This is a genomic window from Bradyrhizobium betae, assembly GCF_008932115.1.
In the GTDB taxonomy this organism is placed as follows: domain Bacteria; phylum Pseudomonadota; class Alphaproteobacteria; order Rhizobiales; family Xanthobacteraceae; genus Bradyrhizobium; species Bradyrhizobium betae.
Map to the genome: position 1 here is coordinate 5,864,704 of NZ_CP044543.1, position 21,814 is coordinate 5,886,517.

At 65.2% G+C, this 21,814-nt stretch carries 20 protein-coding genes and 2 riboswitches; of the genes, 6 read left to right on the forward strand and 14 right to left on the reverse strand.

Annotated features, from left to right (window positions below; translation table 11 throughout):
• Positions 1 to 67: 67 nt before the first annotated feature.
• From F8237_RS28210 to F8237_RS28220, 3 genes are all read right to left on the reverse strand, one after another.
• Complete coding sequence (locus F8237_RS28210; RefSeq protein ID WP_151649464.1) at positions 68 to 916, reverse strand: transglutaminase family protein; 849 nt, start codon at positions 914 to 916, stop codon at positions 68 to 70.
• A 117-nt stretch (positions 917 to 1,033) separates the two neighbouring features.
• Positions 1,034 to 1,978 carry an alpha-E domain-containing protein gene (locus tag F8237_RS28215; RefSeq protein ID WP_151649465.1) on the reverse strand — a complete coding sequence of 315 codons (945 nt, stop codon included), beginning with the start codon at positions 1,976 to 1,978 and terminating at the stop codon, positions 1,034 to 1,036.
• Positions 1,979 to 1,982: 4 nt separating this feature from the next.
• Entirely contained in the window at positions 1,983 to 3,401 is a 1,419-nt protein-coding gene (locus F8237_RS28220; protein WP_151649466.1) for a circularly permuted type 2 ATP-grasp protein, read from the reverse strand.
• Between the two features lie 280 nt (positions 3,402 to 3,681).
• Here F8237_RS28220 and F8237_RS28225 point away from each other — a divergent pair, with 280 nt between their 5' ends.
• The 3 genes from F8237_RS28225 to F8237_RS28235 all read left to right on the forward strand — a co-directional run bounded on the left by F8237_RS28225 (position 3,682) and on the right by F8237_RS28235 (position 5,769).
• Entirely contained in the window at positions 3,682 to 4,419 is a 738-nt protein-coding gene (locus F8237_RS28225) for a competence/damage-inducible protein A (RefSeq protein ID WP_151649467.1), read from the forward strand.
• A gap of 28 nt (positions 4,420 to 4,447) precedes the next feature.
• Positions 4,448 to 4,975, forward strand: coding sequence for a xanthine phosphoribosyltransferase (gpt, locus tag F8237_RS28230; RefSeq protein WP_151649468.1), 528 nt, complete (start codon positions 4,448 to 4,450; stop codon positions 4,973 to 4,975).
• Between the two features lie 176 nt (positions 4,976 to 5,151).
• Positions 5,152 to 5,769: a hypothetical protein gene (locus tag F8237_RS28235; RefSeq protein WP_151649469.1), complete on the forward strand. Its 618-nt coding sequence runs from the start codon at positions 5,152 to 5,154 to the stop codon at positions 5,767 to 5,769.
• A 13-nt stretch (positions 5,770 to 5,782) separates the two neighbouring features.
• On the opposite strand, the gene F8237_RS28240 is transcribed toward F8237_RS28235, so the two are convergent.
• The gene (locus F8237_RS28240; RefSeq protein WP_151649470.1) at positions 5,783 to 6,019 is read right to left on the reverse strand and encodes a hypothetical protein; all 237 of its coding nucleotides are present in this window, start codon (positions 6,017 to 6,019) and stop codon (positions 5,783 to 5,785) included.
• A complete protein-coding gene (locus tag F8237_RS28245; protein ID WP_151649471.1) occupies positions 6,016 to 7,038 on the reverse strand; it encodes a methionine synthase in 1,023 nt (340 codons plus the stop codon). The genes F8237_RS28240 and F8237_RS28245 overlap by 4 nt, the downstream gene beginning before the upstream one ends.
• A gap of 121 nt (positions 7,039 to 7,159) precedes the next feature.
• Between F8237_RS28245 and F8237_RS28250 the strand changes: the two genes are divergently transcribed.
• From F8237_RS28250 to F8237_RS28260, 3 genes are all read left to right on the forward strand, one after another.
• Positions 7,160 to 7,861, forward strand: coding sequence for a glutathione S-transferase N-terminal domain-containing protein (locus tag F8237_RS28250; protein ID WP_151649472.1), 702 nt, complete (start codon positions 7,160 to 7,162; stop codon positions 7,859 to 7,861).
• Positions 7,862 to 8,020: 159 nt separating this feature from the next.
• On the forward strand, positions 8,021 to 8,629 hold the full coding sequence (locus tag F8237_RS28255; protein WP_151649473.1) for a 2-hydroxychromene-2-carboxylate isomerase: 609 nt from the start codon (positions 8,021 to 8,023) through the stop codon (positions 8,627 to 8,629).
• A complete protein-coding gene (locus F8237_RS28260; protein WP_151649474.1) occupies positions 8,629 to 9,606 on the forward strand; it encodes an NADPH:quinone oxidoreductase family protein in 978 nt (325 codons plus the stop codon). The genes F8237_RS28255 and F8237_RS28260 overlap by 1 nt, the downstream gene beginning before the upstream one ends.
• A 131-nt stretch (positions 9,607 to 9,737) precedes the next feature.
• On the opposite strand, the gene F8237_RS28265 is transcribed toward F8237_RS28260, so the two are convergent.
• The 9 genes from F8237_RS28265 to F8237_RS28305 form a co-directional block, all read right to left on the reverse strand.
• Positions 9,738 to 10,628, reverse strand: coding sequence for a crotonase/enoyl-CoA hydratase family protein (locus tag F8237_RS28265; RefSeq protein WP_151649475.1), 891 nt, complete (start codon positions 10,626 to 10,628; stop codon positions 9,738 to 9,740).
• Positions 10,629 to 10,732: 104 nt separating this feature from the next.
• On the reverse strand, positions 10,733 to 12,154 hold the full coding sequence (locus F8237_RS28270) for an amidase (RefSeq protein ID WP_151649476.1): 1,422 nt from the start codon (positions 12,152 to 12,154) through the stop codon (positions 10,733 to 10,735).
• 2 nt (positions 12,155 to 12,156) lie between these two features.
• The gene (locus tag F8237_RS28275; RefSeq protein WP_151649477.1) at positions 12,157 to 13,320 is read right to left on the reverse strand and encodes a M20 aminoacylase family protein; all 1,164 of its coding nucleotides are present in this window, start codon (positions 13,318 to 13,320) and stop codon (positions 12,157 to 12,159) included.
• A gap of 14 nt (positions 13,321 to 13,334) precedes the next feature.
• On the reverse strand, positions 13,335 to 14,840 hold the full coding sequence (locus tag F8237_RS28280; protein ID WP_151649478.1) for a M81 family metallopeptidase: 1,506 nt from the start codon (positions 14,838 to 14,840) through the stop codon (positions 13,335 to 13,337).
• 231 nt (positions 14,841 to 15,071) lie between these two features.
• Positions 15,072 to 16,721 carry an ABC transporter ATP-binding protein gene (locus F8237_RS28285; protein ID WP_151650696.1) on the reverse strand — a complete coding sequence of 550 codons (1,650 nt, stop codon included), beginning with the start codon at positions 16,719 to 16,721 and terminating at the stop codon, positions 15,072 to 15,074.
• A 14-nt stretch (positions 16,722 to 16,735) separates the two neighbouring features.
• Complete coding sequence (locus F8237_RS28290) at positions 16,736 to 17,623, reverse strand: ABC transporter permease (protein WP_151649479.1); 888 nt, start codon at positions 17,621 to 17,623, stop codon at positions 16,736 to 16,738.
• 20 nt (positions 17,624 to 17,643) lie between these two features.
• A complete protein-coding gene (locus tag F8237_RS28295) occupies positions 17,644 to 18,585 on the reverse strand; it encodes an ABC transporter permease (protein ID WP_151649480.1) in 942 nt (313 codons plus the stop codon).
• A gap of 182 nt (positions 18,586 to 18,767) precedes the next feature.
• The gene (locus F8237_RS28300) at positions 18,768 to 20,069 is read right to left on the reverse strand and encodes a D-amino acid dehydrogenase (protein WP_151649481.1); all 1,302 of its coding nucleotides are present in this window, start codon (positions 20,067 to 20,069) and stop codon (positions 18,768 to 18,770) included.
• Positions 20,070 to 20,137: 68 nt separating this feature from the next.
• Positions 20,138 to 20,251, reverse strand: a riboswitch (glycine riboswitch).
• A 3-nt stretch (positions 20,252 to 20,254) separates the two neighbouring features.
• Positions 20,255 to 20,359, reverse strand: a riboswitch (glycine riboswitch).
• A gap of 95 nt (positions 20,360 to 20,454) precedes the next feature.
• Positions 20,455 to 21,585, reverse strand: a complete 1,131-nt coding sequence (locus F8237_RS28305) for a M20/M25/M40 family metallo-hydrolase (protein WP_151649482.1) — start codon at positions 21,583 to 21,585, stop codon at positions 20,455 to 20,457.
• Positions 21,586 to 21,814: the final 229 nt, after the last annotated feature.

Consider the following 21,814-nt stretch of genomic DNA (forward strand, 5'->3'; position numbering starts at 1 on the left):
GGGGTCCTCGCAGGGTCTGATCTGACCCTGCGACTGTAGCACGGCTCACACGGTCATCCGGCTGCGCTTAAGTCTGCCGCTGAGACTGCGATTGCGACTGGCCGCCGCGACCGGCCTGCTCGACCTTGACGGCGACCGTCAGCGTCTCCGCGCCGCCGCCATAGCGGGTGCCGCGCACGGGTGCCGCGCCGAGATAATCGAGCCCGATCGCGACACGGACATGGGCATCGGTGGTGCAGATGCTGTTGGCGGGATCGAAGCCGACCCAGCCGAGATCAGCCACGTAGGCCTCCGCCCAGGCATGGCCCGCGTCCTGATACACCGTGCCGTCGGCGCGCAGGAAATGGCCGGAAACGAAGCGCGCCGGCACGCCGCCGCTGCGGGCGCAGGCGATGAAGATATGCGCGTAGTCCTGGCAGACACCGCGCTTGAGCGTGAACGCCTCGGCCGCCGAGGTGCCGCTGTTGGTCGGATCCTCGTCGAAGGTCATGTGGTCGCCGATCTCGGTCATCAGCGTGTGCAGGAAGCCGAGCGTGTCGCTTTCGGCTTCGCTGCGCAACTGGCGCGCCACCGCCGCCATCGCCGGATTGACCTCGGTCAGTTCGGTGGTGCGCAGGAACATGTCGGCCGGAAAGCGCTCGTCGGCGCCGCGCAGCACGCCGCCGGTGTCATGGGTCTCGATCAGGCCCTCGGCGATGATCTTGATGTCGCCGACGGGGCCGCAGGACAGTACGTGGGTGACGTTGCCGAATGCGTCCTCATGGGTATCGAGCTTGGTATCGGTGGAGACGTCGATCTGCCACTCCGCGACGTATTGTCCGTCATGGCTGCACGGTGTCATGCGCAGGATCTGGATCACGCTGGTGGCCGGCGGCTCGTAGCGATAGGTCGTGGTGTGCTGGATTCGCAGGCGCATGGTGTTTCTGGGCCGGTCATGGGGATGGCGCGAAGCGCCAGACCCGGAATCTCGAGATTCCGGGTTCGATGCTTCGCATCGCCCCGGAATGACGAAGGGTGAGTGGTTCGGTCTTGACTAGATCAAATACTGCTTCGTGATGATTTCGCCCAGCCTGGAATTGTCCGCGATGAATTCCTGAATGAATTCATGCACGCCATGCTGGAAAATGTCGTTCATATTGCTGTGTTCGAGCCGGTTGCGGATGCCGCGGGCGTGGCGCTGGGCCGGGCCCTGGCGGCCGTAGGCGACGCCGATCTGGTCGAGATTGCGCACGAGGTTGCCGTAGCAGCTCGCCAGCGACCGCGGCAGCGTGTCGTTGAGGATGAGAAGATCGGCGATCAGCCAGGGCTTCAGCGTCTCGCGATAGACCCAGTGATAGGCCGTCAGCGCCGAGACCGAGCGCAGGATCGAGGTCCACTGGTAGAAGTCGAGCGGGCCGCCGACATGCTCTTCCTCGGGCAGCAGCACGTGGTACTTCACGTCGAGAATGCGCGCGGTGTTGTCGGCGCGCTCGAGATGCAGGCCCATCCGCGAAAACCAGTAGGCGTCGTTGCGCAGCATGGTCCGGTAGGCCGAGCCGTCGAAGCGCAGCGAGGTCTCCTGGACGAAGCGCAGGAATTTGGCGAGTTCCTCGCGCGTCGACGTGCCCTTGCTCCAGACCTCCTGCAATTCGATCCAGGCCGAGTTGATGGTGTCCCACATCTCGCTGGTGAGCGCGGTGCGCACCGAGCGCGAGTTGAGCCGCGCCGCCTCGATGCAGTTCCGGATCGAGGACGGGTTGTTCGCCGAGAACGAGAGGTATTCGACGACGTTGTGCTCGTTGGCTTCCTGGTACTGCTGATAGAAGCTCGCGGCGACGCCGGCGGTCAGCAGCGCCGAGTCCCATTCGTTGGTCTTGCCGATATAGGCGGCGGGCAGCGCGGTGACGCGCAAGGTCGCGTCGATGGTGCGCGCGAGATATTCGGCCCGTTCGACGTAGCGGGCGAGCCAGTAGAGGTTTTCGGCGGTACGCGACAGCATCTGACTACTCGTCCAGGATCCAGGTGTCTTTGGTGCCGCCGCCCTGGCTCGAATTCACCACCAGGGAGCCTTCCTTCAGCGCAACGCGGGTCAGCCCGCCGGGCACGATCGTCGTGGTCTTGCTGCCGGTGAGCACGAAGGGCCGCAAATCGACGTGGCGCGGCGCGAGGCCGGATGCCGTGCAGGTCGGGCAGGTCGAGAGCGCCAGCGTCGGCTGCGCGATGAAGCCTTCCGGCTCGCGCTTGAGCTTTTCCCGGAACGCCTCGATGGTCGCCTTCGTCGCGGCGGGGCCGATCAGCATGCCGTAGCCGCCGGAGCCGTGCACTTCCTTGACGACGAGCTCGCTCAGATTGTCCAGCACATAAGCGAGATCCTTCGGCTCGCGGCAGCGCCAGGTCGGCACGTTCTTCAGGATCGGCTCCTCGCCGAGATAGAACTTCACGATGTCGGGCATGTAGGAGTAGATCGCCTTGTCGTCGGCGATGCCGGTGCCGACGGCGTTGGCGAGCGTGATGTTGCCGGCCGCGTAGGCCGACATCAGCCCGGGCACGCCGAGCACGGAGTCGGGGCGGAAGGTGAGGGGATCGATGAAATCGTCGTCGACGCGGCGGTAGATCACGTCGACCCGCTTCAGCCCCTCGGTCGTCCGCATGAACACTTCGTTGTTCTTGATGATGAGGTCGCGTCCCTCGACCAGCTCGATGCCGAGCTTGTCGGCGAGGAAGGAGTGCTCGTAATAGGCCGAGTTGTAGACGCCCGGCGTCAGCAGCGCGACCGTCGGCTCGCCGGAGGCGCCCTGTGGGGCGACCGAGCGAAGCGCGGAGAGCAGCTCGTCCGGATAGCGCTCGACCGGCGCCACCCGGTGGCGGGCGAACAGATCCGGAAACAACCGCATCATGATCTCGCGGTTTTCCAGCATGTAGGACACGCCGGACGGCGTGCGTGCGTTGTCCTCCAGCACGATGAAGTCCTCGGCGTCGACCCGGACGATGTCGATGCCGGCGATGTGCACGTACACGTCGTGCGGCACCTGCTGGCCGTTCATCTCGGGGCGGAATACCGGGTTCTGGAAGATCAAATCGTCGGGCACGATCCCGGCGCGCAGGATGTCGCGGCCGTGATAGATGTCGCGCAGGAACATGTTGAGCGCGCGCACGCGCTGCTTCAGGCCCTTCTCCAGCAGCGCCCATTCCTTGCCGGACATGATCCGCGGGATCACGTCGAAGGGGATCAGGCGCTCGGTGGATTCGGAATCGCCATAGACGGCAAAGGTGATGCCGATGCGGCGGAACAGGAGCTCGGCTTCCTGGCGGCGATATTCGAGCGCCTCGGGAGGCGTCTCCTTGAGCCAGCGCGCCAGCTCTTGATAGGCGGGGCGAAGGTCCCCGCCGGGAATGTTCATTTCGTCAAACGCGACTGCCATAGATCCCGACTGTTCTCCCCCAGGCGTTGCGCCAATGGTCAGGTCGAGAGGTCCCAGTGTGGATCGCAACGTCCTGTGGCCATGCCTGACAGTGCATGACTTACCCGGGTGGTAGCAAGGGCCGGGCCAGCGCGATAAGCATGGACTGACAGCATTTGCCGGGGATGGCCGGCGGCTTGCCTGAAAAAATGGCTGAGGACTGCTTATTTCGGCAGCAAAACCGCGTGACTTCAACGCGTTACCTCGGCAAAGTCGGGCCGATAGGTGAGGGACTTAAGGCATGAGCGAGATCGTCACGGCGGGCATTCTGGTCATCGGGGATGAAATCCTGTCCGGCCGGACCAAGGACAAGAATATCGGCTTCATCGCCGAATACCTGACCAATATCGGCATCGACCTCAAGGAAGTCCGGGTCGTTTCCGACGACGAGGCCGACATCATCGCCGCGTTGGATGCGCTGCGGCATCGCTACACCTATGTGTTCACCACCGGCGGCATCGGGCCGACCCACGACGACATCACCGCCGACAGCGTCGCCAAGGCCTTCGGCGTCGGCATCGACCACCATCCGGAGGTGGTCGCCCGCTTTAAGGAGCGCTGGAGCGAGCAGGACCTCAACGAGGCCCGGCTGCGCATGGCCCGCATCCCCGACGGCGCCGAGCTGATCCAGAGCGCCACCATCCTCGCCCCCGGCTTCAAGATCGGCAATGTCATCGTCATGGCCGGCGTGCCGTCGATCATGCAGGCGATGATGGACATCGTCTCGCCCAAGCTGAAATCCGGCGTGCGCATGCTGTCCGAATCGGTCCGCGCCAATGCGCGCGAGGGCGACATCGGCAGTCCGCTGCGGGAAATCGCCGCCGCCCATCCCGACACCATCATCGGCAGCTATCCCTTCATGGACGAGGAGCAGAAGCCCAACACCAACCTGGTGGTGCGCTCGCGCGATGCGGACAAGCTCGCGGCCGCGATGGCGGCGGTGAAGGACATGCTGGCGGGATTGAACATCACCCGGTAGCTGCCGGCAGACGAAGCAGGAGACGACGATGGCTGGTGACGCACCGGAACTGAGCGCGCAGGAGCGGGCAGGCAGGGCCTTCCCGGTCTCGTGGGACCAGTTCCATCGGGATTGCCGGGCGCTGACCTGGCGCCTCAACGAGGTAGGCCCGTTCCACGCGGTGATCGCGATCACCCGCGGCGGCCTGGTGCCGGCTGCGATCGTGGCGCGCGAACTCGGAGTGCGCGTGATCGATACGGTCTGCATCGCCAGCTATGACCACGACAAGCAGGGCGAGCTCCAGGTGCTCAAGGGCATTTCCGAATCGGCGATGAAGCTCGGCGGCGGCACCGGCAAGGGGCTTTTGATCGTCGACGACCTCGTCGACACCGGCAAGACCGGCAGACTGGTGCGCCAGATGCTGCCCGATGCGCATTTCGCCACGGTCTACGCCAAGCCGAAGGGACGGCCGCTGGTAGATACCTTCATTACGGAAGTGTCGCAGGACACCTGGATCTTCTTCCCCTGGGATACCGCGCTGTCCTACCACCCGCCGCTGCGCGACGGCGCGGCGTGATCTTTTTCACCTCGCCCCGCTTGCGGGGAGAGGTCGCGCCGAAGGCGCGGGTGAGGGGGACTCTCCGCGAGTCTAGTTCTCACCGACCTTGTGGAGGCTCCCCCTCATCCCGACCTTCGCAGCGCGAGCGATAGCTCGTCGCGGCCCCGCAAGCGGGGAGAAGGAGAAGAAGCACCATGCCCCTGCAGAACCGCGTCACGCCGACCGGGGACATCATCGCCACCCCGCATCGCGGCCTGTTCACCGGCAATCGCGGCATCATCCATGATCCCGCGACGAAGACGCTGCTGAAGAAGCGCTGGGCCAGCGAGACCTGGATCGTCTGCGTCCGCGAGTTTCGCGGCGCGCGGCGGGAGCCGATGGGCGGGCGTAGCTGGACCGAACTGTTCTTTCTCGACGAAGCAACCGCCTTTGCGGCGGGACATCGCCCCTGCTTCCTATGCCGGCGCGCCGACGCCAACCGGTTTCGCAGCGCCTGGGAGACCGGCAACGGCGGCAAGGCCCTCAAGGCCAAGGAGATCGATCGCAAATTGCATCGCGAGCGGCTCGATCGCGGCAAGAAGCGTCTGCACCCGCCGCGCGTGCCGATCGATCAACTGCCCGAAGGCGTAATGATCCAGGACGGCGCGGACAGTTTTCTCGTCGCGCGCGGACGAACGCTGTTGTGGTCGCCGGCTGGCTACGTGGAGACTGACCGTAGTCCGCAACATGCAATGGTCTTGACGCCGCCGTCGATCATCAATGCACTGGCGGCGGGATATCGGCCCCTCTTGCATCCGAGCGCGGGCCAATAGTCGGTTCGCGCTTCTAGCGCAGCGGCTTTCCGTCCTGGTCAACCGTCGTCCGCGCATCGCGCAGCGCCCATTCGCGGATCACCTGACGGCAACGGGTCAGCTCGGCTTCGCTGGCAGTAGTCGCATCCTTCGATGCACGCTCGACCATCGCCTTGCAGTTCAAGAGCACGGAGCGATCCTCCGCGCGCACGGGCAGCGTAATCGCCGCGAGAGTCGCGACGACGAGCACCAGGCGGACTACCACCATCATCCCAGCTTCTCGCGTGCCAGCGCGGCGCCGGCACCGAGCGCCATCAGCTTGGCTTCGGCGATGTCGCGCCGCATCGGCGCCATGCCGCAATTGGTGGTGGCGATGATGTTGCTCTTGGGGACGAATTTCGACACCGCGTCGATCACCTTGACGACATCTTCCGCTGTCTCGACCTCGTCGCTGGCAACGTCGATCACGCCGGCCTGCACGATCTTGGTCTTGAGCAGCGCGAGCAGGTCGAGCGGCACCTTGGAGTTGCGGCACTCGATCGCGACCTGCTGGATCGGGCTGGCATCGATCGCCGGAAAAATCTGCTCATACTGACGCCATTGCGCGCCGAGCGTTTCCTTCCAGTCGGTGTTGGCCTTGATGCCGTAGCCGTAGCAGATGTGCACGGCGGTGGCGCAGGTGAGACCTTGCGCGGCGCGCTCGAGCGCCTTGATGCCCCAGTCGTTGACCTCGTCCATGTAGACGTTGAAGGCGGGCTCGTCGAATTGCACGAGATCGACGCCGTCGGCCTGCAGCGCCTTGGCCTCCTCGTTCAGAAGTTCGGCGAAGGCAAAAGCCATCTTGACGCGGTCGCCGTAGTAGCGGTCGGCAATGGTGTCGATGATGGTCATCGGGCCGGGCAGGGTGAATTTCAGCTTCTTCTTCGTATGCGTGCGCGCCACACGGGCCTCGTCGGCGTGCACGCGGCCCTTGAGGCGGAGCGGCGCGACCACCTGCGGCACCATCGCCTTGTAGCGGTCCTTGCGGATGCCCATCTCGACCTTGTGGGCGAAGTCGATGCCCTCGATCTTCTCCAGGAACCCGTGCACGAAATGCTGGCGGGCCTGCTCGCCCTCGGTGACGATGTCGATGCCGGCGTCCTCCTGGATCTTCACGGCCAGCATGGTCGCGTCGCGCTTGGCGCGGACAAGCTCATCACCCTGCGACTTCCAGGGCGCCCAGAGCATGTTGGGCTCGGCGAGCCATTCCGGCTTCGGCAAGGAGCCGGCGATCGTGGTTGGAAACAGCATGGCGGCCCTCCCGGCAGGTTGTGTTGCGCCCCTTCCTGCCATGTCTTAACGTCGAGGTACAGAACAACAAAAGTCGCTCGCTATTCCGGTGACGTAAGCAGGGAAGGCCAAGGGAAAGGTCATGATCGACCTCTATTACGCGCCGACGCCGAACGGCTGGAAAATCTCGATCATGCTGGAGGAACTCGGGCTCCCCTACAGCGTGAAGCCCGTCAATATCCGTGCCGGCGAGCAGTTCAGCCCGGAGTTTCTGGCGATCTCTCCGAACAACCGTATCCCCGCGATCGTCGATCACGCGCCAGCCGACGGCGGCGGACCGTTCGCGGTGTTCGAGACTGGCGCGATCCTGATCTATCTGGCGGAGAAGACCGGCCGCTTTCTGCCCAGCGATCTGCGCGGCCGTTCCACCACCATCCAGTGGGTGATGTGGCAGATGGCCGGCCTTGGTCCCATGCTCGGCCAGCACGGCCATTTCGCACTCTATGCGGCGGAGAAGATTCCCTACGCGATCGAGCGCTACCGCGACGAAGCCGCGCGGCTCTACGGCGTGCTCGACCGGCAGCTCCGCAAGACCGGCGCCTATGTCGCCGGCGACTATTCCATCGCCGACATCGCTTGCTTCCCCTGGACCATGACCCACAAGGCGCAGGGCTTCACGCTCGACGACTATCCGAACGTCAAACGCTGGTACGCCGAGGTCCGCGCCAGGCCGCAGGTGCAGGCGGGACTTGCGATCGGGAAATTCGTGAAAGAGCCGTTCGACGAGGAATCACGCAAGATCATGTTCGGCCAGAAGGCTAAGGAAGTGTTGGGGAAGACGTAGGAGATTTCCGCTCGTCATTCCGGGGCGGCGCGTAGCGCCGAACTACGGTGCGTAATTGCGCACCTGAGAATCCATCGGGCCGCAGTCAAACTGGAGAAATGGATTCCGGGCTCGCGCCCAAGAGGGCGCTCCCCGGAATGACAGCACAAAGGAACCACCATGATCGAATTCTTCTTCGACTGTTCCAGCCCCTGGACCTATCTCGCCTTCCACAACATCCAGCCGCTGGCGAAGGAGCTTGGCGCCGAGATCGTGTGGCGGCCGATCCTGGTCGGCGGCATCTTCAACACCGTCAATCCCAGCGTCTACGCGCAGCGCGAGACGCCGGTGCCGCTGAAGGCGCGCTACATGAAGAAGGACCTTCAGGACTGGGCGCGCTCGGCAGGCCTTGCGATCAAGATGCCGCCGACCGTGTTCCCGGTGAACAGCGTCAAGGCCATGCGCGGCTGCATCTGGTTGGGTGCGGACATGGTGCCGTTCGCCACCGCATTGTTCGAGGCCTATTGGGGCGGCGACAAGGACATCTCGCAGGACGCCGTGCTCGCCGAGATCTGCAGGAAGGTTGGCATCGACGAGCAGAAGTTCTTCGCGGGCATTTCGGAGCAGGCGATCAAGGACCAGCTCAAGGCCAACACCGAAGAGGTCGTGGCGCGCGGCGGGTTCGGCTCGCCGACGATCTTCGTGGGCAAGACCGACATGTACTTTGGCAATGACCGGTTGCCGCTGATCCGCGAGGCGCTGCTGCGCAGCAAGGCGAGCGCGGCCTGATGGTGCGGGCTGTCGTCTGCCGCGCGCTCGGGGCGCCCGAAACGCTGCGTCTGGAAGAGTTTCCGTCGCGCGCGCTGAAACCGGGCGAGGTGCGGGTCGCAATTCGCGCTGCGGGCCTCAATTTCCCTGACGTGCTGATGGCCGCCGGTGACTATCAGCTCAAGCCGGAGCTGCCGTTCACGCCCGGCATGGAGGCGGCTGGCGACGTGACCGAGGTCGGCGCGGAGGCGAGCGGCGTTGCCGTCGGCGACAAGGTCATCGTGAAGATGCGCCATGGCGCGTTCAGCGATGAAGCGGTGGTGACGCCCGGCCAGCTCACGCCGATGCCGTCGACGTTCGATTATCCGGAGGCCGCGACCTATCTCGCCGGCCACGGCACCGCCTATCATGCACTGATCGATCGCGGCCGAATCGAGCCCGGCGAGGTGCTGCTGGTGCACGGTGCCGGCGGCGGCGTGGGACTCGCCGCCGTCGAACTCGGCAAGATGCTGGGCGCGACCGTGATCGCGACGGCCTCCAGCGACGAGAAACTCGCGATCGCGAAAGCCCGCGGCGCCGATCACCTCGTGCGCTATGATCGCGAGCCGTTCCGCGACGCCGTCAAGCGTATCACCGATGGCCGTGGCGCGGACGTGGTGTTCGATCCCGTCGGCGGCGAGGTATTCGAGAACTCGATGCGCTGCATCGCCTGGGGTGCCCGGCTGCTGGTGATCGGCTTCACCGGCGGGATCGGCTCGGCGAAGACCAATCTCTTGCTGATCAAGGGCGCCAGTGTGCTCGGCGTGCGCGCGGGCGAGGCGGTGCGGAAGAATCCCGCACTGGGTAAAGTGCGCCTGAAGACGCTGCTGCAATGGGCGGAGGAGGGCAAGCTGCGCCCCAACGTCTCGCACCGCCTGCCGCTGCAGGACTACGCGAAGGCGATGCGGCTGTTGCTCGACCGCAAGGCGATCGGGCGGGTGGCGCTGGTGATGGAGTGAGGTTGTCATGCCCCGCGAAGGCGGGGCATCCAGTAATCACCAGCGGTCGTGATAATTGACGCTGGTGGAATACTGGATCACCCGCCTTCGCGGGTGATGACCGCGGTGAATGAGGGACGAGCCCCGCCGCCTCACTTATACTCCCGCTCCGTCCACCACGGAAAATAATCCGGCATATCGCGCGTCACCTTATCCTTGAACTGCGCCGGCCGCTTCTCCAGGAACGACACCACGCCTTCCTTGACGTCGTCCGAGCGGCCGCGGGCGTAGATGCCGCGGCTGTCGACCTTGTGGGCTTCCATGGGATCGTCGGCACCCATCATGCGCCACATCATCTGGCGGATCAGCGCTACCGAGACGGGCGCGGTCTTGGCCGCGAACTCTTTTGCCAATGCGCGGGCGGTCGGCAGCAGATCATCCGGCGCCACGACCTTGCTGACGAGGCGGCCGGCGAGGGCTTCCTGCGCCGGGAAGACGCGGCCGGAATAGCACCATTCCAGCGCCTGCGAGATGCCGACGATGCGCGGCAGGAACCAGCTCGAGGCAGCCTCGGGCACGATGCCGCGCTGGGAGAACACGAAGCCGAAGCGCGCAGCATCCGATGCGATGCGGATGTCCATGGCCAGCTGCATGGTGACGCCGATGCCGACGGCGGGGCCGTTGACCGCGGCGATCACAGGCTTCAGGCACTTGAAGATGCGCAACGTCACCTGGCCACCGCCGTCGCGTACCTGCGGATCGCTGTAGTCGACTTTGCCGTCGGCGAAGCGCTTCACCGGGCCGCGCCGGGCGTCCCGATCGAAGGTGTCGGCGCCCGACGAAAGATCGGCGCCCGCGCAGAAACCACGGCCGGCGCCGGTGACGATGATGGCGCGGACGTTGTCGTCCTTGTCGGCGGCGTCGAACGCCTCGATCAGCTCGGCCTGCATCTGCGCGTTGAAGGCGTTGAGCTTGTCGGGCCGGTTCAGCGTGATGGTGAGGATCTGCTCGGCGACCTCGTATTTGATCGTCTCATACGCCATGGTGGTTTCCTTCCCTGTCTTGAATTCGTTCTCGAAAAGACGTCATGCATGGTCGCCAGCGTCCGTCTTGCGCGGACTGGGCATGCGGCCATGACGGAGCGCGGCTACTTCGCCGGCGGCTTGGGCCAGGGCTTCTGCGGGCCGCGCAGGCTCTCGAACGCCTTGGCCATGCCGAGCACGCCGATATCATCGAAGCGGCGGCCGACGATCTGTACGCCGATGGGAAAACCCTTGGCGTCGAAACCGCCGTTGAGGGAAACCGCCGGGTTCTCCGACATATTCCACGGCACGGTATAGCAGATGTGCTCGAACGGTCGCATCGGATCATTGGTCGGCGAAGCCCAGTCCGCCGGATAGTTCACGTTCGGCGCAGTCGGCGAGATCAGGTAGTCGAGCTCGCAGAACAGCTTTGCGGCGGCGGCGCGGATCGCCATGGTCTGGTTGAAGCCGCGGATCACGTCGACACCCGACAGCTTCGCGCCGGACTCACCCCATTTGAAAATGTAGGGCAGCACCTTGGCCTGCTGGTCGGGCGTCAGCTTCGACAGATCGTCCCACATCCGGGCGCGCCAGAAATTGTCAAGGCCGTCGAGCATCTCGCGGGTCAAAATGCCGTCGACCTCGGTGACGACGCTTCCTGCGGATTCGAATGCCTTGGCGGCTTTCACCGCAACGTCGCGGACCGGCCGTTCTGCCGGCAGACCAACGCCAGCATCCAGCATTAATCCGATGCGCAGCTTGCGCGGAGACTTCTCCAGCCCCTTCCAGTTGAGCGGTTCGGCGGGCAGGCTCATGCCGTCGCGCCGGTCGGGCTTCGCGATCACGCTCATCATCAGCGCGCAATCGTCGACGGTGCGGGTCATGGGACCCGCGACGCGGCCCACATAGGTGGGGTCGATCGGCACGCGACCAAAGCTCGGCTTCAGGCCGACGAGGCCGCACCAGCCCGCGGGCAGGCGGACCGAGCCGCCAATATCGGTGCCGAGATGCAGCGGACCGTAACCGGCGGCCGCGGCTGCGCCAGCACCCGCGCTGGAGCCGCCGGGATTCTTGGAGAGGTCCCACGGATTGCGCGCCAGCGCGTGGAAGCTGGAGAGCCCCGAGGACAGCATGCCGTAATCGGGCATGGTGGTCTTGGCGAAGATGATGGAGCCTGCCTCGCGCAGCCGCGCGGCGGGCGGGGCGTCCTTCTCGGCCGGCACCAGCTTGACGCTCTCCGCACCCAGCGGCACCGGCACGCCCTTGGTGGCGATGTTGTCCTTCACCGTCACAGGCACGCCGTCGAGCGCGCCGGAGGGTTCGCCTCCGGTCCAGCGCGCGGTCGAGGCCTTTGCAGCCTCGCGCGCGCCGTCGGGATCGAACGCATAGAGCGCCTTCAGATGCGGTTCCCACGCAGCGACATGCGTGAGCAAATCCTCCAGCACCTCGCTCGGCGAGAACTGCCTGGCGCGATAGCCCGCGATCAGATCGACCGCGGACAGATCGTGCAGCGAGGTGACCGTCTCTTCGACGCTCTTTTTCGGCATTGCTAGCCCACTGGCATGCGCGTTTCGATGATGCGGGCGAACATGCTGGCGCCGATCGGCAGGATCTTGTCGTCGAGTACGAAGCCGGGATTGTGCACCGGCACCGAGCCGTCATGGCCGACCCAGAAATAGGCGCCGGGAATCGTCTGCAGCATGTCGGCGAAATCCTCGCTGCCCATCTTCGGCTGGGCGCGGGTGATGACGTTGGCGGGGTCGACGATGGTGCGCGCGACGTCCTCCACCACCTTGGACTGTTCGACCTGGTTGACCAGCACGTCGAAGGTGTCGCGAATGTCGACGTCGATCACGCACTGATAGGCGCTCGCGATGCCGGCGCTGATCGTGCGGATGCGTTCGGCGATCAGGGTGCGAACTTCCTTCGAGAAGGTGCGGATGGTGCCGCAAAGATGCGCGTCACCGGGGATGACGTTGTAGGCGGAGCCGGCGTGAATCTGCGTGATCGAGATGACGGCGGCCTGCAGCGGCTCGACGTTGCGGCTGACGATGGTCTGGATCGCCTGCGCCAGCGTGGTCGCGATGATCACCGCGTCCTTGGAGCGTTCCGGCATCGCGCCATGCGCGCCATAGCCGGTGATGCGGAGGTCGAAGAAGTCGGCGCTGGCCATCGCGGGGCCGGGCAGGATCGCGATCTCGCCGTGGTTGAGGTCGGGCGCGTTGTGCAGGCCGTAGAGCTCGTCGCAGGGAAACTTCTCGAACAAGCCGTCCTTGATCATGGCGCGGGCGCCGCCGAGGCCTTCTTCGGCGGGCTGGAAGATCAGGTGCACGGTGCCGTCGAAATTCTTCGTTTCGGCGAGGTAGCGCGCGGTGCCGAGCAGCATGGTGGTGTGGCCGTCATGGCCGCAGCCGTGGAAGCGGCCGGGGATCTTCGAACTCCATTTCAGATTGGTGTTCTCCTCCATCGGCAGCGCATCCATGTCGGCACGCAGGCCGATACGCTTGCTCCCAGTGCCCTTGCCCTTGATGACGCCGATCACGCCGGTGCCGCCGAGACCGCGATGCACCTCGATGCCCCAGCTCGTCAGCTTGTCGGCGACGATGCCGGAGGTGCGCACTTCCTCGAAGCCGATCTCGGGATGGGCATGAAGGTCGCGGCGGATGGCGGTGAGTTCGTCGGCATAGCGGTCGATGCGCTCGAGTGTGGGCATGTGTTCCTGTCCGGTTAGCGTGAAGGGGGATTGAAAACGGGGCCGTTCGGCTTGATGCGGATGCCCGGACGCAGGCGCGTCCAGGGCAGCGAAGCGGTGTCGGCCGGCATCGCGCCGGGCGCGGCGCAGATCATCAGCTTTTCCGCGATCGGCTCGAAATCGGCGCGGAAGTGCACCGAGCTCTTGTTGACGAGAATCTTCTGTTCGGTCGGCTCAATGCCGACATAGCGATACATCGCCTGGTCGGCGAGCTGCGCCTTGTGCGAGGAGACGACGACACGGACATCGCCGATGCGCAAGGCCGCCGAGGGGCCCATCTCCATCTCGCGGCCGCCGTAATAGGGGCCGGGCGCGATGAAGCGGCCGTCGGAGAGCTTTTCGACCACGAAAGTCTCGCGATAGGGCTCGTCGCCGGGAATGCCGGACTTGCCGCCGAGCGACAGCGTCACGGTGGCGCCGACGCCGGCCGCATGGGCGGCTTTGGCCGATTCCGGATCGTAGATCGCGCCGGTCGCGGCGCTGGCCTTGTTGCGCACCAGCGCGCGCAGCATGCCGGTGGTGTCGGAATCGCCGCCGGCGCCGGGATTGTCCTGGGTGTCGGCGATGATGATCGGCTTGCTGGCGTTCTTCGAGAGTTCCATCGCGTGGCGCACGCCGTCGTCGGGCGACCAGATCTTGCCGTCGAAGTCGTCCTCGTGGCTCTCGATTAGTTTCACGATCGTGTCGGCCGCGCGGTCGGCATCGGCCTGCGTCTTGCCATAGGCGAACACGCTCGGCCCGCAGTCGCGGAAATCGGCGGCGGGGAAGCCCGGCGCGAACGAGAGCGTCGGAACCGCGTCGCCCTCGAGCGCGGCGAGCTTTTCGTAGATGCCCTTGGTGGGAAAGTCGTTGGTGCACTGCCAGCTGATCGCGATCAGGAACGGCAATTGGCGGAACGACTTTGCGAAACGCTGTTTCGTGTTCAGGAGCAGCGCGAGGTGCTTCGCCGAAGCGCGGCCGGTCTCGGCCATGTCGACATGCGGATAGGTGCGGTAGGCGATCAGCGCGTCCGCATGTTCCACCATCTCGGGCGTCACATTGGCGTGGAGGTCGAGGCTGGCAACCAGCGGAACGTCCTTGCCGATGACGCGGCGCACGCGCGCCAGGATCTCGCCTTCGCCGTCGTCGAGGTGCTCCGTCACCATGGCGCCGTGCAGGTCGAGATAGACCGCATCCAACGAGCCGGCGGCCGCGATGCCGTCGACCATGACCTTGACGATGCGCTCGAACGCATCCCTGGTGACATGCGCCGACGGGCTCGCCCCGCAGGCGATGGTCGGAACCAGTTCCCAGCCGTTGGCTTCGGCGCTGTCGACGAAGCCGGCGAGGCCGACATTGATGCGCCGCATCACCTTCAGCACGTCGGGCCCTTCCGTCATCGCCGGCCAGCCGCCGCCGTGCTGGAAGTCCGCGAAGGTCGCCTTCGTCGGAGCGAAGGTGTTGGTCTCGTGCAGGAAGCCGCCGACGGCGATACGTGTCATCAATTCTGGTCCAGTGAGCAAAGAGGGGGACGTTAGCCTTGGCCTTGCGGCGAGAGCAAGGTGGGACGCAGTCGCGCCGTGCATAGGGTCAAGACGTTTTGGGAATGCTCTGCCGTCATTCCGGGGCGCGCCACTTGGCGCGAGCCCGGAATCCATTGCGCTGCAGAGTCTGCCGTTCGATGGATTCCGGGCTCATCGCTTCGCGATGCCCCGGAATGACGACGGCGGGACCTACACCGTCGCCGCCACACCTTCCGAGACCGGCCGGAAGTTCGCGAAATCCCAGCCGCGGCCCGGTGCTGCTTCCAGCAAGGCCCTTGTGTAGTCCTCTTTCGGATGCGTCAGCACCTCGGCGGCCGGGCCCTGCTCGACGACGCGGCCGTGCTGCATCACCACGACCTCGTCGCAGATCTGGGCAGCGACGCGCAGATCGTGGGTGATGAACAGGATCGCGATGCCGAGCCGATTCTGGATTTCGTCGAGCAGTTCCAGCACTTGCGCCTGCACCGAGACGTCGAGCGCGGAGACTGCTTCGTCGGCGACCAGCACGTCCGGATCGAGCGCGAGCGCCCGCGCGATGGCGATGCGCTGGCGCTGGCCGCCGGAGAACTGGTGCGGATAGCGCGTCACGGCGTCCGCGGGCAGGCCGACCAGCTCGAGCAGCTCGCGGGCGCGCTTCATCGCGTCGGCATGCGAGGTGCCGTAATTGATCGGGCCTTCGGCGATGCTCTCGCCGACGGTGACGCGCGGGTTGAGCGAGCGATAGGGATCCTGGAAGACGATCTGGATCTTCTTCCGGTGCGGCTGGAGCAGGCGACGCGAGATGTCGGAGATCTCGCGGCCGGCGAGGCGCACGCCGCCGGAGGTCGGGTCGATCAGGCGGACGATGCAGCGCGCCACCGTCGACTTGCCCGAGCCGCTTTCGCCGACGATGCCGAGTGTGCGGCCCTTGCGCAGCGTCAGCGTGACCTTGTCGGCGGCGACGACCTCGCGGCCTTTGCCGAAGAAAGAGCGTTCCTTGTAGACCTTGCTGAGGTCGTTGGCCTCCAGCACCACCGGCTCGCGGCAGTCCTCGCGCGGGGCGCGGGGCACCAGGCTCGGCACCGCCGAGAGCAGGTTGCGGGTGTATTCCATGGTCGGGTTGCGCAGCACGGTCTCGAGCGGACTGGTTTCGACCAGCCGGCCCTGCCGCATCACCGCGACGCGGTCGGCGATCTCGGCGACGACGCCCATGTCGTGGGTGATGAACAGCACGGCCGTGCCGTGATCGCGCTGGAGGTCGCGGATCAGGGTCAGGATCTGCTTCTGCGTGGTGACGTCGAGCGCGGTGGTCGGCTCGTCCGCGATCAGCAGCTTCGGCTCAAGCACCAATGCCATCGCGATCATGATGCGCTGGCGCTGGCCGCCGGAGAGGCGGTGCGGGTAGGAAGCGAAGATGCGCTCGACCTGGGGCAGGCGGACCTGCTCCATCATGTCGAGGATGCGCTTCTTGCGCGCCTTCGCATCGAGATTGGTATGGGCGCGCAGCACCTCGTCGATCTGGCGGCCGACCGGAACCACCGGATTGAGCGCCGTCATCGGCTCCTGGAAGATCATCGCCATCTGCGTCGCGCGCAGCTGCCGCAGGCGGCGGTCGGTCGCGGTGAGAATCTCCTCACCGACCAGCTTGACGCTGCCGCCGGTCGGAACCAGCGTGCCCTTCGGCAGCAGGCCCATCGTGGTCAGCGAGGTCACCGACTTGCCCGAGCCGCTCTCGCCGACGAGGCACAGCGTCTCGCCCTTGTGCACCTGGATCGAGATGCCGTCGATGATGTTGGCGCCCTTCGGCTTCTTGCCGATGGAGACGACGAGATTGTTGATGTCGAGGATGGGGCCGGTCATCACTTGATCCGTCATCACTTCCCCTCCCGCTGCTTCATGCGCGGATCGAGTGCGTCGCGGGCGGCGTCGCCGATCAGGTTGATGCTGAGGATGGCGATCGAGAGCAGCAGGCCCGGCCAGAAGATCAACGTCGGCTTGAGCTGAAAATACTGGCGGCCTTCGGCCATGATGTTGCCCCAGGTCGGCGTCTCCGGCGAGATGCCGGCGCCGAGGAAGGACAGGATGGCCTCGGTCAGGATCGCGGAGGCGCAGACATAGCTGCCCTGGACGATCAGCGGCGCGATCGTGTTTGGCATCAGATGTCGCCACATGATCTTGGGGAGCGACGAGCCGACCGAGATTGCGGCTTCCACGTAAGGCTCCTCGCGGGCGGATAGCACGACCGAGCGCACCAGGCGCGCGACGCGCGGAACTTCGGGGATGGTGATCGCCACCAGCACGGTCCAGATGCTGGCGCCCGACAGCGACACCACGGCGATCGCGAGCAGGATGCTCGGCATCGCCATCAGGCCGTCCATGACGCGCATCAGCACGGAATCGACCAGCTTGAAGAAGCCGGAGACGAGGCCGATCGCAAGGCCGATGACGATCGAAAGGATCGCCGAGCCGATACCGATCAGAAGCGAGATGCGCCCGCCATAAATCACGCGTGACAGCAGGTCGCGGCCATAGGCGTCGGTGCCGAGCAGGAACTGCGCCGAGGCCGGCTTCAGCCGCTGCGAGGGGGCCAACTGGATCGGATCATGCGGCGCGATCAGCGGCGCCAGGATCGAGACCAGCACGATCAGCGCGAGGCAGACCGTGGCCGCCGCGATGATCGGCGTCGAGGTGAGGAATCCGAAACGCGGCCGCAGCGGCGTCGTGATCGGAATGGACGATTGAGGAAGGCTATCGACCGACATTGTTGTTGTTATCCTTGGCCCTAGTACCGGATCCGGGGATCGAGCAGCGTGTAGGCGACGTCGATCAGGAGATTGACGACGACGTAGATCAGCGAGGTCAGCAGGATCATCGCCTGGATCACCGGATAGTCGCGCGCCAGCACCGCGTCCACGGTGAGGCGGCCGATGCCGGGGATGTTGAACACGCTCTCGGTGACGACGACGCCGGAGATCAGCAGTGCAAAGCCGGTGCCGATCACGGTGATCACGGGCACGGCGGCATTGCGCAGCGCATGCCGCATCATCACCGCGACCTCGTTGATGCCTTTCGCGCGCGCCGTTCGGACGTAATCCTCGCCGAGCACGTCGAGCATCGCCGCCCGCGTCATGCGCGCGATCAGCGCGACGTAGATGAAGGAGAGCGCGCAGGTCGGCAGGATGATGCGCTCGAAGAACGGTCCGAAGCCGTTGAAGATGCTGCGGAAGCCCTGTACCGGCACCCAGCGCAGGTCGATCGCGAAGACCTCGATCAGGATATAGCCGACCACGAACACCGGCACCGAGAAGCCCAGCACGGAGAGACCCATCACGAAGCGGTCGATCCAGGTGCCATGCTTCCATGCCGCGATCACGCCCAGGGGGACGGCGACAATGACCGCGAGGATGATGGTCGAGAGCGCGATCGAGATCGACGGCTCGACGCGCTGGCTGATCATCTTGATGACCGGCAAATTGGAGATCAGCGACGTTCCGAGGTCGCCGTGCAGCAGCTTGTTCACCCAGGTGATGAACTGCACGATCAACGGCTCGTTGAGGCCGAGGGAGTCGCGGATGCGCTCCAGCCGTTCAGGTGTCGCGTTGTCGCCGGCAAGAATTGCGGCGGGGTCGCCCGGGGTCAGCCGCAGCAGCAGAAACACGAACAGCGCGACGACGCCCATCACGGGGACCGCCGCCAGAACGCGACGAATGAGATAACCTAGCATGCACCTATCTCCGGCTGCGGAACGTGTGGCGCCCTGGGGCGCCCGTGGAGTCTGTCGTGTCTATCATGCGCGCCTGTCATTCGGGCTTGGAAAGCCGGCCGGAGATGCCGACCTTGCGGGGCAAATTGTGTGCCAAGGGTAGGGCGGTATCAAGGGGCCGCCCTGCGTCCGATCGGAACCACTCAGGATGCATGACGCAGCTCGGTCTCAACCTTGAGTGAGGGGACGGTCGGCGGAGCGTTGAGCCCGCGCCGGCCGTCGATGGTCCCGGCAATCATCTGCGCGGTCGCGGCCGACAGGGTCCAGCCGAGATGGCCGTGGCCGGTGTTGAAGAACACGCCCGGTATCCGGCCTGCGCGCACCACCGGCATCATGTTCGGCATCATCGGCCGTAGTCCGGCCCACGGAATGACACGCGACGTCTCGACGTCGGGGAAATTGCTGCGCACCCAGTCGACCAGCGGCTGCACGCGGTCCGCGCGAATGTCGCGGTTGAAGTCGTTGAATTCGGCGGTGCCGGCGACGCGGAAACGATCGGCACCGAGCCGGCTGGTGACGATCTTGGCGGCTTCGTCGAGCAGGCTGACGGTCGGCGTCGCGTTGCGGCTCGCGGCGGTGTCGAGCTGCACCGTGATCGAGTAGCCCTTCACCGGATAGACGTTGACGCGCTCGTCGAGCAGGGTGGCGAAGTGACGGCTCGCCACACCGGCGCAGACCACGACGCCGTCCACCTTCAGCATGCCGCGCGCGGATGCGGCCGCATCGCTTGCGGACAGATCGGCCCAGCCGATGACGAAGCCGGCGCCGGCGCGGGCGATCGAATCGATGTTGGCCTCCTGGATGAAGGTGGCGCCGCGTCGCTTGCAGGCCTCAGCCAGCCCGCGGGTAAACTTGTGGATATCGCCGGTCGCATCCGACGGCGTGTAGAAGCCGCCGTAATAGTCCTTGCGCAGCGTCGGCTCGATGGCGCGGATTTCCTCCGAAGTCACCGGACGCCGATCGAGGCCGCCTTCCTGCAGCAGCGCGTTGACGCGCAGGCCGGATTCAAAGCCTTTCTTGTCGTGATAGATGTGGAGGATGCCGCGGCGTTCGAGATCGAAGTCGATGCCTTCGCGCGTCGCGATCTCGAACAGATGCTTGCGGGCTTCGATCGCAAGGCGCGTGGTCTGAATCGTGTTGGCGCGGTAGTTGCCGATGTTGGCGACGAACTCGCTCATCCACGAATATTTGTGCCAGTTCGGCCGCGGGTTCATCAGCAATGGCGCATCGCGCCGGAACATCCAGCGCAGGCCTTTGAGGATCGTCGCGGTGCTATTCCAGACCTCGGCATTGCTGGCGGAGAGCTGTCCGCCATTGGCGAAGGAGGTCTCCATCGCGGCGTAGCGGTGCTTGTCGAGCACCGTCACCTTGTAGCCGCGTTCGAGCAGGGCATAGGCGGTCGTTACGCCGGTGATGCCGGCGCCGATGATGGCGATATGGGTCATGGCAGGTTCGGGGCTCCCGTGAGTTAGAGTCGGCTAACCGCCGGCCGTGAAGCCGTTGGCGGCGCCCCATCTGTCACGGTTACCTGAGAGCTTGACCCGGCGCAGACCCCGTAAGGTCAGCTCCGGACTATTCCCTTCGGTGGACGTCACGACATTTCAAATCGTGCCGTCTCTCTCCAGATCGTCCTGACGATACAGTCCTTTTGCCTGAGAGTTTCCGGGGCGGTTGCTCCGTCGGCGCCGCAAGGAAGGCTGGATGCCTTCGTTGCGATCTCTCCCGCATCGTCGCGTGGACCATCGAGCAGTACGATGCGCCTCATTTTTAGACAAGGCTAAATTTCAACCGTGATTGCCAACGTATTGTGCAGTGCAAAGTTGATTCAATTTACTCCAGCGTCGCCAGCAATCCCGCCATCAACCGGCCGCGCTCGACCAGGCTGTCGACCTCGATGAACTCCTCGAGCGTGTGGCCATTGCCGCCGCGCACGCCGAGGCCGTCGAGCGTCGGGATGCCCATCGCACCGGTGAAATTGCCGTCGGAGCCGCCGCCGGAGCTCGCATGCGGCAGCTCGGCGCCGAGCGATTTGGCGATGCCGCGTGCCTTTTCATACAGCGCCATCGTGCCCGCATCCGGCTCCCACACGGGCCGGGTGACGCCGCGCGTCACCTTGAAGGAGACGTCGTTGGCCGTGCCAGACAGGGCCAGCATGCGCTCGACGCCGCGGTCGAGATCGGCCTGGCGTTTGGCCATCGACAGCGCTTCGCCTGTTGCGGTGGTGGCAACGCAGTTCACCCATTGTCCGCCATGCACGACGCCGACCGAGAAGGTGCAGTCTTCGGTCGTCATCGCGTCGATCGCAAGAATCTGCCGCGCCATCTCGCGGATCGCCGAGCGTCCCGACGACAACGTCGCGCCGGCATGGCTCGGTCGGCCCGTCGCTTCCAGGTTGAAGCGCGCGATGGCGTAACGTCCGGTGGTGACGCCGTTGTCGGCGCGGCCTGGCTCGGGCACCAGCACATATTTGTTGCGCGCAGCCTCGGCCTCGATGATGTCGCGGGTCGAGGGCGTGCCGACTTCCTCGTCAGGCGTGAACAGCACGGTGATCGGCAGCGGCGTCGTGAAGGAGGCGCGCGCCAGCTGACGGATCGCTTCCAGCGAGAGATAGTTGCCGCCCTTCATGTCGTAGATGCCGGGGCCGTAGCACTTGTTGCCCTCGCGCCGCCATTTCAGCTTCTCGATGGTGCCGACCGGGTGGACGGTGTCCATGTGGCCGGCGATCAGGATGCCTGGCTCACCTTGCTTCGGATGCGGGAAGCGTGCGCGGATGACGCCGCCAAAGCCCTGGCGGCCGGCGATGCGTTCGATCGTCGCACCCATGATTGCCATATCCCGCGCTGCGATATCGAGCATGCGGTTAACGGCACCGGCGTCCCAGGTCGGGCTCTCGCAGTCGACCCAGGTGCGCAGGCCTTCGAGCATGGCTTCGGAATCGAAGGGAAGATTGGCTGGATTCATCTTAATGTCTCTCAAGCTTCGAAAGATGGAACGCGCATTGCATTGCGCTGGGCAGGACGAGCGGGGAGTGTTGTAGAGCCAAACCGATCTTTGTGGAGCCCGTGCCCGCGCCGCTTGGGCTTGCAGCTAAAGCGGATTGACGCGCACAACACTGTCTGCAAGTCTCGAAAAGATAAAGGCATTGCATGAGGTTAGTTCGCCTAAGGAACGAACCGAATGCTCAACCAAT